General features: G+C 76.7%; 15 protein-coding genes. 9 read left to right on the top strand and 6 right to left on the bottom strand.

The genetic code is table 11. The features are described from left to right. Window positions 1-268 precede the first annotated feature (268 nt). From ACI8AC_RS03655 to ACI8AC_RS03640, 4 genes are read left to right on the top strand one after another with little or no spacing between them, the layout of a single operon-like run. Window positions 269-568, top strand: a complete 300-nt coding sequence (locus ACI8AC_RS03655; protein ID WP_456895289.1) for a hypothetical protein — start codon at window positions 269-271, stop codon at window positions 566-568. Further along, window positions 561-794: a hypothetical protein gene (locus ACI8AC_RS03650; RefSeq protein WP_456895288.1), complete on the top strand. Its 234-nt coding sequence runs from the start codon at window positions 561-563 to the stop codon at window positions 792-794. Before ACI8AC_RS03655 ends, ACI8AC_RS03650 begins: the two co-directional genes overlap by 8 nt. Then, window positions 784-1689, top strand: a complete 906-nt coding sequence (locus ACI8AC_RS03645) for an FAD:protein FMN transferase (RefSeq protein ID WP_456895286.1) — start codon at window positions 784-786, stop codon at window positions 1687-1689. The genes ACI8AC_RS03650 and ACI8AC_RS03645 overlap by 11 nt, the downstream gene beginning before the upstream one ends. Continuing rightward, the gene (locus tag ACI8AC_RS03640) at window positions 1686-3437 is read left to right on the top strand and encodes an FAD-binding oxidoreductase (protein ID WP_456895284.1); all 1752 of its coding nucleotides are present in this window, start codon (window positions 1686-1688) and stop codon (window positions 3435-3437) included. The genes ACI8AC_RS03645 and ACI8AC_RS03640 overlap by 4 nt, the downstream gene beginning before the upstream one ends. A gap of 117 nt (window positions 3438-3554) precedes the next feature. On the opposite strand, the gene ACI8AC_RS03635 is transcribed toward ACI8AC_RS03640, so the two are convergent. Beyond that, entirely contained in the window at window positions 3555-4073 is a 519-nt protein-coding gene (locus tag ACI8AC_RS03635) for a MarR family winged helix-turn-helix transcriptional regulator (RefSeq protein WP_456895282.1), read from the bottom strand. Window positions 4074-4189: 116 nt separating this feature from the next. On the opposite strand from ACI8AC_RS03635, the gene ACI8AC_RS03630 reads away from it, so the two are divergent. The 5 genes from ACI8AC_RS03630 (at window position 4190) to ACI8AC_RS03610 (ending at window position 9928) form a co-directional block, all read left to right on the top strand. Beyond that, window positions 4190-5239 (top strand): EamA family transporter, encoded by a 1050-nt coding sequence (locus tag ACI8AC_RS03630; RefSeq protein ID WP_456895280.1) that lies wholly within the window; start codon window positions 4190-4192, stop codon window positions 5237-5239. A 64-nt stretch (window positions 5240-5303) separates the two neighbouring features. Further along, window positions 5304-6173, top strand: coding sequence for an NAD(P)H-binding protein (locus ACI8AC_RS03625; RefSeq protein ID WP_456895278.1), 870 nt, complete (start codon window positions 5304-5306; stop codon window positions 6171-6173). Between the two features lie 180 nt (window positions 6174-6353). Continuing rightward, the gene (locus ACI8AC_RS03620; protein ID WP_456895276.1) at window positions 6354-6581 is read left to right on the top strand and encodes a heavy-metal-associated domain-containing protein; all 228 of its coding nucleotides are present in this window, start codon (window positions 6354-6356) and stop codon (window positions 6579-6581) included. Continuing rightward, entirely contained in the window at window positions 6578-7579 is a 1002-nt protein-coding gene (locus tag ACI8AC_RS03615) for a hypothetical protein (protein WP_456895274.1), read from the top strand. Before ACI8AC_RS03620 ends, ACI8AC_RS03615 begins: the two co-directional genes overlap by 4 nt. A 45-nt stretch (window positions 7580-7624) precedes the next feature. Next, window positions 7625-9928 (top strand): heavy metal translocating P-type ATPase, encoded by a 2304-nt coding sequence (locus ACI8AC_RS03610; protein ID WP_456895272.1) that lies wholly within the window; start codon window positions 7625-7627, stop codon window positions 9926-9928. A 31-nt stretch (window positions 9929-9959) separates the two neighbouring features. Here the strand turns inward: ACI8AC_RS03610 and ACI8AC_RS03605 are convergent, their stop codons facing one another. The 5 genes from ACI8AC_RS03605 to ACI8AC_RS03585 all read right to left on the bottom strand — a co-directional run bounded on the left by ACI8AC_RS03605 (window position 9960) and on the right by ACI8AC_RS03585 (window position 14471). Next, window positions 9960-10823, bottom strand: a complete 864-nt coding sequence (locus tag ACI8AC_RS03605; protein WP_456895270.1) for a hypothetical protein — start codon at window positions 10821-10823, stop codon at window positions 9960-9962. A gap of 360 nt (window positions 10824-11183) precedes the next feature. After that, window positions 11184-11834: a DUF305 domain-containing protein gene (locus ACI8AC_RS03600; protein WP_456895268.1), complete on the bottom strand. Its 651-nt coding sequence runs from the start codon at window positions 11832-11834 to the stop codon at window positions 11184-11186. A gap of 93 nt (window positions 11835-11927) precedes the next feature. Beyond that, a complete protein-coding gene (locus tag ACI8AC_RS03595) occupies window positions 11928-12374 on the bottom strand; it encodes a hypothetical protein (RefSeq protein ID WP_456895266.1) in 447 nt (148 codons plus the stop codon). 115 nt (window positions 12375-12489) lie between these two features. Next, the gene (locus tag ACI8AC_RS03590) at window positions 12490-13659 is read right to left on the bottom strand and encodes a DUF3159 domain-containing protein (protein WP_456895264.1); all 1170 of its coding nucleotides are present in this window, start codon (window positions 13657-13659) and stop codon (window positions 12490-12492) included. Between the two features lie 101 nt (window positions 13660-13760). Further along, window positions 13761-14471 (bottom strand): DJ-1/PfpI family protein, encoded by a 711-nt coding sequence (locus tag ACI8AC_RS03585; RefSeq protein WP_456895262.1) that lies wholly within the window; start codon window positions 14469-14471, stop codon window positions 13761-13763. Between the last annotated feature and the right edge of the window lie 2 nt (window positions 14472-14473).

Genomic DNA, 14473 nt, shown 5'->3' with positions numbered 1-14473 from the left:
CAGCGCAGCGGGATCGAGGGCCCGACGTCCCTGGCCGGCGGGATACCGGTCGGGCCGCCGGGTCGGCGAGCACGTCGTCGGGAAGTCGCGGCCCTCGCCGGCGTCCGCACGACGCCCTGGTCCCGGCTGCCGGTGTCCGGGACGCCCGCCATCGACATCCCTTACCTGCTCCTAACCTGCGCCCGGCCTCCGCCTTCCCCGGCCGTCCCTAGCGTGGCGGACGCGCCGGACCACCAGGCCCGGCAGCAGCTCCTGCGAGGAGGCGACGGTGTACCGACGGACCACGATCGCGGCGGCGGCGACCGCCCTGGCCCTGCTGGGCGGCGGCTCCGCGCTGGCCGCCAACGCCGGCCTGTTCGACGGCGACCGGCCCGACGGGGCCGGCACGCTGCCCGCCGTCACGACCCCTGACACCGACCCGGCCGGCGACGGCCCCGCCCCACCCGGCCCGCCGCCGTCGACGGACGTCGCCCCGCCCCCGGCCGACCCCGGCCATGCGTACGAGGACGACGCCGACGAGGACGAGAGCGGCGAGGACGAGGGCGGCGAGGTGGAGCGCGATGACTGACCGGGCCCGGACCGCCGTCGGGGCGCGCGTGCTGGCCCTCGGCGCCAGCGCCGCCGCGACCCTCGCCCTGATGGGGGGCATGGCCGCCGCGGCACCGGACACCGGCACGGCGCCCACCTCGCCCGGGACGGCCACCCCGGTGGACCCGCAGCAGGCTTCCCCGCGGCCGCAGCCGCAGCCGCAGCCGACGACCGCCCCGCCGACCACCAGCAGCCATGCCAGCTGACCTCGTCATCGCCGTCATGGGCTCCACCGCCCACGTCGTCGTCGTGGCCGACGACCCGGCGCCGCTGCTGCACCGGGCGTGGGAGCGGCTGGCCGACCTCGAAGCCCGGTGGAGCCGGTTCCGCGCCGACAGCGAGCTCAGCGCGCTGAACGCCGCGGCCGGCCGGCCGGTCCTCGTCTCCCCCGAGACGGTGACCCTGGTGAGCTGCTCGGTCGAGGGATGGCGGCGCACCGGCGGACTGTTCGACCCCACCGTGCACGCCGCGCTGGTCGGGCTCGGCTACGACCGCGACCTGGGCCTGGTGCAGGCCGGAGGCGCCGGAGCGGTGGTCGCCACCGGCCCGGCTCCTGGCTGCGCCGGCATCGACGTCGACCCCGCCGCCTCGACCGTGCGGCTGCCACCGGGCGTGGCCGTCGACCCCGGCGGCATCGGCAAGGGCCTGGCCGCCGACCTCGTCGCCGCGGAGGTCCTCGACGCCGGCGCTGCCGGCTGCCTGGTCAACGTCGGTGGCGACCTCCGTGCCGTCGGCGAGCCGCCGACCGGGGCCGGCTGGATCGTCACCGTGCCCGACCCGGCTCGCCCGAGCGAGGAACTGCTCCGAGCCGCCGTGCCCGAGGGCGGGGTGGCCACCAGCAGCCGGCTCGAGCGACGGTGGCAGGCCGGCGACACCGAGGTGCACCACCTCGTCGACCCGTCCACCGGCGCGCCGGCCGACGGCGAGGTCGTCGCCGCCACGGTCTTCACCGCCCGGGCGTGGGAGGCCGAGGTGCTGGTCAAGGCCCTCACCGTCGGCGGCAGGGCCGGGTTCGACCTGCTCGGGGACGCCGCGGCGGTGGCCGTCACCAGCAGCGGGGAGCGCCTGTCCGCCCACGTCCCCACGGCAGTGCTGCGATGACCGATCCCCAGTTCTGGTGGTACCTCGCCCGGGCCGGCGGCCTGGTCGCCTGGGCGCTGCTCTCCACCACGGTCGTGTGGGGCCTGCTTCTGCGCAGCGGCCTGCTGGGCCGCTGGATCCCCTGGGCCTGGACGGCCGCGGTCCACCGGTTCCTCGGCATGCTGGCGGTGCTGTTCACCGCCCTGCACCTGACCGGGCTGCTGCTCGACGACTACGTGCAGATGAGCCTCCCGGACCTGCTCGTGCCCCTGACCAGCAGCTGGCGGCCGGTACCGGTGGCGCTCGGCGTGGTCGCCGGCTACCTGCTGGTCGCCGTCCTGGGCACCTCGCTGCTCGCCGCCCGGCTGTCCCGGCGATGGTGGAAGCGGGTCCACCTGACCAGCTACCTGCTGTTCTGGTCGGCGACCATGCACCTGGTCACCGCCGGGACCGATGCCGGCAACGCCGTCGTGCGCGCCGTCGTCGCCGCCACAGTGACCGTGGTGCTGCTGCTCACCCTCGTCCGCATCGCGCGCTGCGCGCGGTGGGCACGCGCCGGCCGCCCTGCCGCGCCGGTCCCTGCCCTCCCGGCGGCGGCCGCGCCCACCTACCACCCGCTGCGGGTCGCCGAGGTGCGCCGGGAGACCCCGGACGCCGTCTCGGTTCGCTTCGCCGTGCCGCCGGCCCTCGCGCCGGGATTCCGATTCCGCCCCGGTCAGCACGTGCTCCTCCGGGCGCGGATCGGCGGCACCGTGGTGACCCGGCCGTACTCGGTCTGCAGCGGCGTCGCCGACGGCGAGCTGCGCATCGCCGTCCGGCAGCTCCCCGGCGGGCGCATGTCGACCTGGGTGAACACGGCACTGCGCGCAGGCGACACCCTGGACGTCGCCCCGCCGGCCGGGACCTTCGCCACCGAGGTCCGCGGTCGCAGCGCGCGCCACGTGCTCGGCGTCGCCGCCGGCAGCGGCATCACCCCGGTGATCTCCATCATGAGCAGCGTGCTCGCCGCCGAGCCGGGCAGCCGCTGCACCCTCGTCTACGGCAACCGGACCGCGGCCGGCACCCTCTTCGCCGCCCGGCTCGCCGCGCTGCAGGAGCGGCACCCGGGCCGGCTGCGCGTGGTGCACCTGCGCAGCCAGGAGGCCGCGTCCCCGCCGGTGCTGCCCGGACGCATCGACCGGCACGTGCTGCGCACGCTCGCCGACCGCGGCGACCTGGCCGGCGTCGACGAGGCCTACGTCTGCGGGCCGGAGGGGATGGCATGCGAGGTCCAGCGGGCCCTGGTCGGTGATCTGGGCCTCTCGCCCCGGCAGGTGCGCACCGAGGTCTTCTCCACCACTCGGCCGACGCCGCCGAGCGGCTCGGACGCCGGAGAGGCCACCGTACGCATCCGGCACCGCGGTGCCGAGCACACGGTGCCCGTCGCCACCGGCGAGTCGATCCTCGACGCGGGCCTGCGGGCGGGTCTGGACCTCCCCCACTCCTGCCGTGCCGGGGTCTGCGGGACGTGCCGCGCCACCCTCCTCAGCAGGACGGCCGGGGACGGCGACTGGGCGACCGAGGCCCTCCTCACGTGCCGGGGGACGGCGGCCGACGGCGCGACCGTCGACTTCGATGCCGTCGACTCCGATGCCGTCGACTCCGATGCCGTCGACTTCGATGCCGTCGACTTCGATGCCGTCGACTTCGATGCCGTCGCTGTTCCCGACCGTCCTCCTCGTCCGGCCGGCGGCCGGCGGACCGGTCAGGTCACGACGTCCGCACCGTGATGGCCTGCCACGTCGTCGCGCACGAGGCGGCCACCCCGACCCGGGAGCGCCCCGACCCACACCGCGATCACCCCGCGTGAGGGACCGGGACGCGTCGGCACCGGCTCCGCCGGCCGTTCAGCCGTGCCGCTCGACGGAGGCCAGCAGCTCCCGGAGCAGGTCGTCGACCTGCCGCTGCTTCTCGGGGGGGAGATCACCCAGCAGCCGCTGCTGGACGTCGAGCCCGGCGACGACGGCCCGGTCGATGAGCTCGCGCCCGGCCGGGGTCAGCGTCACGAGCAGGGCACGGCGGTCGCCGGGGTCGGGCTGCCGTGCGACGAGGCCGGCGCGCTCGAGCCGGTCCAGCCGGCTGGTCATGCCACCGGTGGTGAGCATGAGCGCTCCGGTCAGCCGGCCCGGCGACAGACCCTCCGGCGGGGCCGCCCGGCGCAGCGTGGCCAGCACGTCGAAGTCGGCCCGGGTGATGCCGAACTGCGCGTAGGTGCGCTCCTGCGAGTCACCTGCCAGCTTCGCCGCCCGGTAGATCCGCCCGAAGATCGCCATCGCGGCGGTGTCGAGCTCCGGGCGCTCCCGCCGCCACTGCTCGACGATCTCGTCGACGCCGTCCCCGTCGCTCACGCTCCACCCTTCGCTCACGCTCCGCCCTCCTGCCGTCCGTCGGCACATCCTCGCACGTCCCACGCTTGACAGATACACGGTCCCAAGTATCTTGGCATCGAGATACTTGGGGACGAGGCGACTGGGGTGCAGCGATGGGAACGCCTTCGACGGGCACGGACGCCGGCACGCGTCCCGGCGCCCTCCGCGCCCGACGGGGCGGTCGACCTGGACCGCGCGCGTGGGCGCTCACCGCACTGACGGCACTGGCGCCGGCGACGTGGGGCACCACGTACGCGGTCACCACCGAGTGGCTGCCGGCCGAGCGCCCGCTCCTGGCGGCCACGGTGCGGGCGCTCCCGGCGGGGCTGCTGCTGGTGACCCTCGGCGGCCGACTCCCCCGCGGGCAGTGGTGGTGGAAGGCGCCGGTGCTCGGGGTCCTGAACATCGGGGCCTTCTTCGCCCTGCTGTTCGTCGCCGCCTACCGGCTCCCCGGCGGGGTCGCCGCCGTGCTGGGTGCGGCGCAACCGCTGGTCGTCGCGGTCCTGGCCCTGCCGCTGCTCGGCCGGCGACCGCGGAGGCGCACCCTGCTGCTCGGTGCGAGCGGGATGGTCGGCGTCGCGCTCATCGTGCTGAACGGCACCGCACGACTCGACCCGGTCGGGGTGCTGGCCGGCCTGGCCGGCACGGCCTGCATGGCGGCCGGGATCGTGCTGACCCAGCGCTGGGGCCGACCGGCCCCGCTGCTGGCCTTCACCGGCTGGCAGCTGCTGGCCGGCGGGCTCCTGCTGCTCCCCCTTCTCCTGGTGGCCGAGGGGCTGCCGCACGGGATCACCGCCGGCGAGGCGGGCGGGTTCGCCTACCTCGCCGCGGTCAACACCGCCCTGGCGTACGCGCTGTGGCTCCGCGGCGTCGGCCTGCTGGCGGCCGAGCGGATCAGCTTCCTGGGGCTGCTCTCCCCGGTGGTGGCCGCCACGGTCGGCTGGGTGCTGCTGGGCCAGTCGCTGACCCCCGTGCAGCTGGCCGGCGTCGCGCTCGCCCTCGGCAGCCTCCTGCTCGCCCAGCGACCCGACCGCACCGGCCCGCGGACGCCCGCCCGACCGCCCGCCACCGCCGGCCGCGAGGCCCGTGCGCCCGGCCCGCACCTGCCCGTGCCCACGCCGCTGCGACCGGCCGACGTCCCCGAGCTCGCCCGGCCCCGCTGACCCGTGATCCGCCCCCACCCCGACGTCCGCGGGTGGGCCACCCATCCCCTGGAGGAGTTCCCCCGTGCACGTCTTCCTGACCGGCGGCACCGGCCTGATCGGGTCCGGCGTCCTGGCCGCCCTGCTCACCGACGGGCACCACGTGTCGGCGCTGGCCCGCAGCGACAGCTCGGCCGCGGCCCTGCAGGCGGCCGGCGCCGCCGTCGTCCGCGGCGACGTGACCGACCTCGAGGTGCTGGCCGCCGCGGCCCGCGGCGCGGACGGCGTCGTGCACACCGCCTCCACCGCGGCGGCGGACCCCGGTGTGCTGGACGCCGTCCTCGGCGCACTGGCCGGCACCGGCAAGCCCTACGTGCACACCAGCGGCGTGTGGACCTACGGCAGCGGTCCGCTGGACGAGGACACCCCGTTCGACCCGGCCGCGCTGCCGGCGTGGCGGCTGCCGCTGGACGCCCGCGTCCGGGCGGCGGCCGCCGACCGGATCCGCAGCGTGGTCATCGCACCCGGCATCGTCCACGGCCGCGGCCGTGGCCTCCCGGGTGTGATCCGCTCCGGTCCCCGGACCGCGGACGGCGCCCTGCTGCTACCCGGCAGCGGCGCGCAGCGGTGGACGACGGTGCACACCGACGACCTGGGTCGGCTCTACGCCCTCGCCCTCGTGCGCGCCGCGGCCGGCTCCTACTACCTCGGCGTGGGCGGTGAGAACCCGACCGTGCGGCAGATCGGCGCGGCCGCCGATCGTGGGGCCGGCGGCAGCGGCCGGGTGGCGCCCAGCTCGGCGGAGGACACCGCGGCCCGCCTGGGCGCGCTCGCCGGGCCCTTCCTGCTGGACCAGCACGCCACCGGCAGGAAGGCCCGGGCCGAGCTGGGCTGGCGGCCGGCCGGCCCCGCCCTGCTGGACGACCTGGAGCTCGGCTCCTACGCGGCACGCTGACCGGCTCGGTCGGCGAGGCACCCGCCTGCCGCGGTCCGGCCCGGCGGCGGCGACCGGCCCGCCGCCGGCCCCGCGCCCGCGTCCGGCCCCCGCTTGGCGTGGATACCCCCTAGTGGTATGTTCGCACCGCCAGGACGGGTACCCCCTGGGGGTACCTACTCGCAGACAGGAGGAGTTCCGATGAGCACCACCGCCCGCTACACCGTGACCGGCATGACCTGCGGCCACTGCGTCTCCGCCGTCACCGCCGAACTCGGTGCGCTGCCCGGCGTCACCGACGTCGCGGTCGACCTGGTGCCCGGCGGCGACTCGACGGCAACCGTCACCAGCGCGGCGCCGCTGGACGCCGACGCCGTCCGGGCCGCCGTCGACGAGGCCGGCTACGAGGTCACGGGGGGCACCCGGTGACCCTCTCCCGCACCCCCGTGAAGCTCGGCGCCTACGCCGGCGGCCTGGCCGTGGCCTTCGCCGCGGCGTTCGCGACCGGCGGCGCGGTCGACCCGATCACCGATCCCGTGGCGGCCCCGGCCGCCGCCGAGCACCAGGAGGCCGACGTGGCCGGTCACGGCAGCGGCGAGGACACCCACGACCCCGGTGCGGAGGCGCTGCCGGCGGGGCTGGCCGTCTCGGAGCGCGGCTACACCCTGACCCCGGCGGCGGGCACGCTCCCGGCCGGGGACGCGGTGCCCTTCACCTTCACGATCACCGGGGCCGACGGCGCCCCGGTGCGGGAGTTCACCGAGGAGCACGAGAAGGAGATGCACCTGATCGTGGTCCGCCGGGACCTGGCCGGCTTCCAGCACGTGCACCCGGTCCGCGACGGCGACGGCACCTGGAGCGTGCCGCTCGACCTCGACGCGGGCGGGACCTACCGGGTGTTCGCCGACTTCGTCCCCACCGCGCTCGGCGAGGGCCTGACGCTGGGCACCGACGTGGCCGTGGCCGGGGAGTACGCGCCGGCGCCGCTGCCGGCACCGGCGGCCACCGCGACGGTGGACGGCTACGAGGTGCGCCTCGACGGCACGCCCGTCCCCGGCGGGGAGTCGCAGCTGACCTTCACCGTCAGCCGGGACGGCCGTCCGGTCGCCGACCTGGAGGCCTACCTGGGCGCCTTCGGGCACCTGGTCTCGCTGCGCACCGGCGACCTGGCCTACCTGCACAACCACCCGCACGAGGAGGCGCACGCCGGCGACACCGGCGGGCCGTCGGTGCGGTTCGCCACGACCTTCCCGACCGACGGGGTCTACCGGCTGTTCCTCGACTTCTCCCACGACGGGCAGGTCCGCACCGCGGAGTTCACCGTCGCCGTGGGCGCCGCCGCACCGGCCGCGGCGGCCGGCGACCCGGCCCACCAGGACACCCCGCAGGAGCACGCCCCGCACCCGGACACCCCCCACCAGGACTGACCCCGCACCGAGCCCGGCTCGGCCTTGCGCGAAGAGGAGAACTCCGTGAGCACCCCCACCCCGACGGTCCCGTCGGGCTCCGCCGCCCCCGTGCAGGGGCGCACCGTCGAACTGGCCATCGGCGGGATGACCTGCGCGTCCTGCCAGGCGCGGATCGAGAAGAAGCTCAACCGGATGGACGGCGTGAGCGCCACGGTCAACTTCGCCACCGAGAAGGCGAGGGCCACGATCGCCGAGGACGTCGCGGTGGAGGACCTCATCGCCACCGTCGAGGCCACCGGGTACACCGCGGCACTGGTCGAGCCCGCCCGGCCCCGTCCCGAGGCTCCCCCCGAGCCTGCGAGGGGTGAGGAGGACAGGGTCCTCCAACCGTGGCGCCACCGGCTGGTGGCCAGCACCGTGCTCACCGTGCCGGTGATCGCGCTGGCGATGGTGCCCGCGCTGCAGTTCGACCACTGGCAGTGGCTCACCCTCACCCTCGCGGCCCCCGTGGTGACCTGGGGCGCGTGGCCGTTCCACCGGGCCGCCTGGACCAACCTGCGGCACGGCGCGGCCACGATGGACACCCTCATCTCCCTCGGGGTGCTGGCCGCGTTCGGCTGGTCGCTGTACGCGCTGTTCCTCGGCGGCGCCGGGGTGACCGGCATGACGATGCCGTTCACCCTGCTGCCCACCGACAGCCACGGGGCGGCCGAGATCTACCTCGAGGTGGCCGCCGCGGTCACCACGTTCATCCTCGCCGGTCGGTACTTCGAGGCCCGTGCCAAGCGCCGCTCCGGCGCGGCCCTGCGGGCGCTGCTGGAGATGGGCGCCAAGGACGTCGCCGTGCTGCGGAACGGGGTCGAGACCCGGATCCCGGTCGAGCAGCTGGCCGCGGGCGACGAGTTCGTCGTCCGGCCCGGCGAGAAGCTGGCCACCGACGGCGTCGTGGTCACCGGCACCTCCGCCGTGGACGCCTCGCTGCTCACCGGCGAATCGGTGCCGGTCGAGGTCGGCCCCGGCGACGCCGTCGTCGGCGCCACCGTGAACGCCGGCGGCCGGCTGGTCGTCCGCGCCACCCGCGTCGGCGCCGACACCCAGCTGGCCCAGATGGCCCGCCTGGTGGAGGACGCGCAGAACGGCAAGGCCGCCGTGCAGCGGCTCGCCGACCGGGTGTCGGCCGTCTTCGTCCCGATCGTCATCGCCCTGGCGTTCGCCACGCTGGGCTTCTGGCTGGGCAACGGCGCGCCGGCCGAGGCGGCCTTCACCGCCGCCGTGGCGGTGCTGATCATCGCCTGCCCGTGCGCCCTGGGGCTGGCCACGCCGACCGCGCTGATGGTCGGCACCGGTCGCGGCGCCCAGCTGGGCATCCTCATCAAGGGCCCGGAGGTGCTCGAGAGCACCCGCCGGGTCGACACGGTCGTGCTCGACAAGACCGGCACGGTCACCACCGGCCGCATGAGCCTGGTCGACGTCGTCCCCGCCGCGGGCGAGGACGCCGCTGCGGTGCTGCGGGTGGCGGGTGCGCTGGAGGACGCCTCCGAGCACCCGATCGCACAGGCGGTCGCGGCCGGCGCCCGGGACCGGCTCGGCGACCTGCCCGCGGTGGAGGGGTTCGCCAGCGCCGAGGGGCGCGGGGTCTCCGGCGTCGTCGACGGGTCGGCCGTCGTCGTCGGCCGCCGGGCCTGGCTGGCCGAGGAGTGGGCGCTGGCGGCGCCGCAGGACCTGCTCGCCGCGGCCGCCGCCGCGGAGGAGCAGGGCCGGACGGCGGTGTGGGTCGGCCGGGACGGCGCCGTCCGCGGCGTCGTGGTCGTCGCCGACACCGTCAAGCCCACCTCCGCCGAGGCGATCACCCGCTTCCGCGAGCTGGGGCTGCGCCCGGTGCTGCTCACCGGCGACAACGCCCGCGCCGCCGCCGCGGTGGCCGCCGAGGTCGGCATCGACCCCGGCGACGTGATCGCCGAGGTGCTGCCGGCCGACAAGGTGGACGTCGTCCGCCGGCTCCAGGCCGAGGGCCGGGTCGTCGCGATGGTCGGGGACGGGGTCAACGACGCCGCCGCCCTCGCCCAGGCCGACCTCGGCCTGAGCATGGGCACCGGCTCGGACGTGGCCATCGAGGCCTCCGACCTGACCCTGGTGCGCGGGGACCTCCGGGCCGCCGCGGACGCGATCCGGCTCTCCCGGCGCACGCTGGCCACCATCAAGGGCAACCTGTTCTGGGCCTTCGCCTACAACGTCGCCGCCCTGCCGCTGGCCGCCGCCGGCCTGCTCAACCCGATGATCGCCGGCGCCGCGATGGCCTTCTCCTCGGTCTTCGTGGTGAGCAACAGCCTGCGGCTGCGCCGGTTCACGACCCTCGCCCGCTCCTGACCCGGGAGGGTCCGGGGGGCCGCGTCCGGGCTCACCCGCGCGTCGCCGTCCGGTCGGCCGCGGCGCGGGTCCCGCGGGCGGCGGCCGCCCCGGATCGCGGGGCACCGCCTGCCTCGGCTCCCGCTCCCCCGTCGCCCCCCGGCGCGGCGGCGGGGGCGGGGGCCCGGCTCGTGTCGCCGGTCAGCGCCTGCAGCAGCTGCTCGGTGCGCTCCCGGGTGACCCGCCACCGGCGCGTGTTGTCGTGCACCAGCTCGGCGGACTCGCAGCACAGGTCGGCGGCCCGAGCGACGACCTCGGCCGCGGCGTACAGCCGGCGGGGTGTCACCCGGGGTCCGGCCAGGTCGGCACGCAGCGCGGCGGGGGTGAGCTCGACGTGCTCGAGCATGTCGGCGGCGCGGGCCAGCAGGGTCGCGACCAGCGACTGCATGTGCGCGGCCAGCCAGTCGTTGCTGATGATCCGGTGCCGCTCGCCCATCACGTCGGCCATCCCGTCGAACCGCAGCATGGACGCGGCCATCTGCCACGAGGCCGCCATCGCGTCCGCCAGCCACTCGCCGCAGCCGGCGAAGGTCCCGGCCAGGGCGCGCAGCTCCCCGATCACCGCGGTGATCTCGGGCGGGCGGCCCTCCCCCTCCAGGAAGAGCACGCCGTCGAGGGCGGTCGCGGCCTCGCTGTTGAGGTCCTCGGCGCCCTCGAACGGGCTCACCCCCCGGTGCCCGGAGACCTCGACGGTGGCCCAGCGATCGGCCAGCGCCAGCAGGGTCCGGGCGTGCCGCTGCAGCCGCAGCGCGCTCTCCAGCGGGGCGGAGGCGTAGAAGCGCTCGTGCTGCTCGTGGGAGCGGGCCAGGTTCAGGACCGCCTCCAGCAGCGGCTCGGAGCCGGCAGGGGCACTCACCGGAGCGCCCCCGCCGGCTCCGGGTGCCCGGTCGCGGGTCCACCGGCGCAGGGGCGGACGAACGTGCGCAGGAGGATTGCTCGCCGGTCCGCGCGCGGAGGAGTGGCCATGCGCCACGGTGCGCCGACCCAGCGGCCGGGGGTCAGGGCCGTTCGGTCCGGGGCCGCGAGCAGGAAGACACCGCCCTGGCCGCACGAGCCGACCACTCCGCCGGTCGCCGGACCCCGGGAGATGCCGGCGCTCCGCCGGGCACTGGCTGCTGCTGCGCGGTGGCCGGCACGGTGCTGCCGTGACCGGCGGCGGTGGAGGTGCAGGGGGAATCGGCGGGACGGGCCGGGAAGCCCGTCCCGCCGATCCGGGTCAGCCGCCGAGCTCGGTGAGCAGCTGCTGCATCTGGGCGATCTCCGCGGTCTGCGCATCCCGGATGGCCTCGGCGAGCGCGCCGACGTCCGGGTCCCGGCCGTCGGCGATCACGGTCTCGGCCATCCGCACCGCACCGACGTGGTGCTCGATCATCTGCTCCAGGAACAGCCGGTCGAACTCGCCACCGGTGGCGGTCATCAGCGCGTGCATGTCCTGCCCGGACATCGTCCCGCCCATGCCGCTGCCCGTGTCGCCGCTGCCCGTGTCACCGTCCGGGCCGTCCATCCCGCCGTCCACGTGACCCATGCCGACGTCCCACTCGTCGAGCCAGCCGGACATCTGCTCGATCTCCGGCTGCTGGGCTGCCTCGATGCGGGCGGCGAGGTCGCGGACGCGGGGGTCCTCGGCCTGGTCCTCGGCCAGCCGGGCCATCTGGATGGCCTGCTGGTGGTGCGGGATCATGTCGCGGACGAAGGCGACGTCCGTGTCGTCGACGGTGCTCCCCGCACCGTCCGAGGCGTCGCTGCTGCCCATCATCGGGCCGTCGTGCACGGCGTCGGGGGCGTCGTCGCCGCAGCCGGCGAGCAGCAGGGTGCCGGCGACGAGGGCGGCGGCCAGGCCGCCGAGGCGTGCGGTGGTGCGGGTCATGGTCGTGCGTCTCCTGACTGGGGTCGATCGAGGGCGTGCGCGCACCGCCGCCGGGGCCGGCGGATGCCGGGGCGGGGCGGTCGGGCGGTCGGCCTAGATCCGCAGGAGGCAGAGCGCGGAGAGATCCGGGGGGCGCGGCGGCGGCGGTGACCCGGACCGCGAGCGGGCGGACGCCGGCGCGGGTGAGGCCAGGCGCACCAGGTGCGGTGCCACGACGGCGAGCAGGACGGCGAGCCCGGCGGCGAGCACCGCCAGGCACAGCGTCCAGAGGTGGCCGGCGGACTCGGGCGGCGCCCACGGGTGCCGCCCGGGCGGTGCGTGCGGGGCCGACTCGAGGACGCCGTGACCGGCCAGGGCATGAGCACTCACCGGCAGGGCCGCGGTGACGACGAGCCCGGCGGAGGCCACCTCGCCGTGGGCGGCCGCGGAGAGGTCGGCTGCCGCGTGCGCCGCGTGGCCGTCGGCGGCCGCGGTGCACTGCAGGCCGTGCACGGCGAAGACGGCGGCCAGCACCAGCAGCGCCGTCCACGGTCGGGGCACGACCACCTCCTCCTCCCTGACGGTACGACGGGCTCACCGGTGCGCCGGGGAGGCCGTCGTCCCACCCGTCAGCCCGAGGCCGGCTCCGGCGCAGGGCCGGCGGCCCAGCGGGAGGTCAGGTCATCCGGCGGGGGTGTTCCGGTGGGGGTCCGCCAGCATCGCCGATCGCCGCCGGTACTCCTCCTCGTCGATCTCCCCGCGGGCGAACCGCTCGTCGAGCAGCTGCTGCGCCGTGGGCCGCACGGGAGCGGCACCGGCGTCCGACGGCCGGTTCAGCGACCGGAGGAGCAGGACGCCGCCGAGGATGAGCAGGCCCAGGAACAGGACGGTGCTCACCGACATCACCACCCAACCCCAGGCGCTGAGGTCGTGGCCGGTCCAGAACATCATCGAAGGTCACACCCCTGAGTGGAGGGAGGGCGCATCGCCCTCCGCGCCCCACGGTGGTCCGCCCCCGGACCCGGCCGAGGGGGCCGGAGGTCCCCGGCCGCAGAGACCTTCCGCCCGTCCGGTGCGGGAGTCGACCGGCGCCCGACCTGAGGCCGGCCGGCCCGGGACGAGGACCCTTCCCGGTGGCGGTCGGCCGGATGTCCCTCACCGCGTCGCGGGTGGCGCGGCGGACGGCGGCCAGCGTGAGCACGACGGCGGCGAAGGTCAGCGGCCAGCCCAGCAGCAGCTTGCTGACGGCGAGCAGGCCCGGCAGGTCCTCGCGGTACAGGACCGCCTGCACCCCGGCGCGGACGGCGAACAGGCCCGCCCAGCCGAAGGTGGCCACGACGAACAGCCGGCGCAGGCGCGGGTCGTCGCGCCAGTCGCGGCGCCGGTGGAGCAGGCCGTAGAGAGTGCCGACCAGGGGGTGACCGAGCACGGCCGAGCCGGCGAAGACGGCCCCGTAGGCGGCGTCGACGAGGATGCCGGGCAGGAAGAACCCGCGCGCCTCGCCGGAGGTGGCGGCGAACAGCACGGCGACGGTGAGCCCGGCCAACCCGCCGAGGGCCTGGCGCAGCGTCTCCCTGCCGGCCAGCCGCAGGACGACGATGCCCAGGGCGGTCGCGGCGGCGGCGCCGCTCGCCGCGGCCAGGGCGGCCGGCCGAGTGCTCTGCGCACTCGCCGCGGCGTGCACCGCGACGAACACCAGCGACGGCAGGCCGCCGTCGACGAGCCCGCGGATGCCGCCGAACCAGGCGAGCACGGAGGGGTCGCCGGTGGCGGCGGCGGCCGGCCGGTCCGGTGGGCCGGCGGGCGGGGCCGTCCCGCGGCGGGCGGGGGTCTCGGTGCGGCTCATCGCTGCCTTCTCTCCTGCCGGGGGCGTGCTGGTGGGACCTCCCCACGGTGGTCGGGGTGCCTGTCGCGACGCTGTCGGTCCGCTTGCCCCTGCTGGGGCCGTCAGGCGCCGGCCCGGCTCATCCGCGCGGGTCCGGCCGCGATCGCCGGTGCCAGCAGGCTGATCGCGCCGCGCACGGCCAGCGGGAGCGCGGGGAGGTGGGCCCAGTCGATGCCGCCGAACGGCGGCCGCGGGTCGTAGTCCAGCGCCTGCTGCACCCGACGGGCGGTGGCCTCGTCGGTCAGGCGGGCGACCAGGTGCAGCGCCCAGTCGATGCCGGCCGACACCCCGGCGGACGTGGTGACGTCGCCGTCCTCGACCCACCGCTGCCGGCGGTAGGTGGCCCCGAGCCGCTCCAGCACCCCGGCGAAGAACCAGTTGGTGGTGGCCTGGCGGCCGGTCAGCAGGCCGACCGCGCCGAGGATGAGCGAACCGGTGCAGACCGAGCCCACCACCTCGGCCGAGGCGGCCGCGCCGCGCACGTAGGCGCGCACCCCGGGGTCCCTCATGGCGCGGATGGTGCCGACCCGTCCACCGGGGACGACGAGCACGTCGGGGTGCGGCACCTCGGCGAAGGCCCGATCGGCCACCAGGGAGAGGGGCAGATCGGTGGTCATCGGCCCGGTGTGGGCACCGACGACCACGGCGCGGTACTGCGGGGTGAAGCGCTCCAGCTCGGTGAGCACCTGCAGCGGTCCCACCAGGTCCAGGGCGGTCAGCCCCGGGTAGAGGACGACGGCGATGGTCTTCTCGCCGGATCCGTCGGTGGTCACGG

Source organism: Geodermatophilus sp. SYSU D00758, from assembly GCF_054049955.1.
This window is presented reverse-complemented; position numbering and strand designations above follow the sequence as displayed.

Coding starts and splice junctions, on each gene's coding strand:
- ACI8AC_RS03650 (WP_456895288.1), top strand. CDS start 561: ATGACTGACCGGGCCCGGACCGCCGTCGGGGCGCGCGTGCTGGCCCTC.
- ACI8AC_RS03645 (WP_456895286.1), top strand. CDS start 784: ATGCCAGCTGACCTCGTCATCGCCGTCATGGGCTCCACCGCCCACGTC.
- ACI8AC_RS03640 (WP_456895284.1), top strand. CDS start 1,686: ATGACCGATCCCCAGTTCTGGTGGTACCTCGCCCGGGCCGGCGGCCTG.
- ACI8AC_RS03630 (WP_456895280.1), top strand. CDS start 4,190: ATGGGAACGCCTTCGACGGGCACGGACGCCGGCACGCGTCCCGGCGCC.
- ACI8AC_RS03620 (WP_456895276.1), top strand. CDS start 6,354: ATGAGCACCACCGCCCGCTACACCGTGACCGGCATGACCTGCGGCCAC.
- ACI8AC_RS03600 (WP_456895268.1), bottom strand. CDS start 11,834: ATGACCCGCACCACCGCACGCCTCGGCGGCCTGGCCGCCGCCCTCGTC.
- ACI8AC_RS03590 (WP_456895264.1), bottom strand. CDS start 13,659: ATGAGCCGCACCGAGACCCCCGCCCGCCGCGGGACGGCCCCGCCCGCC.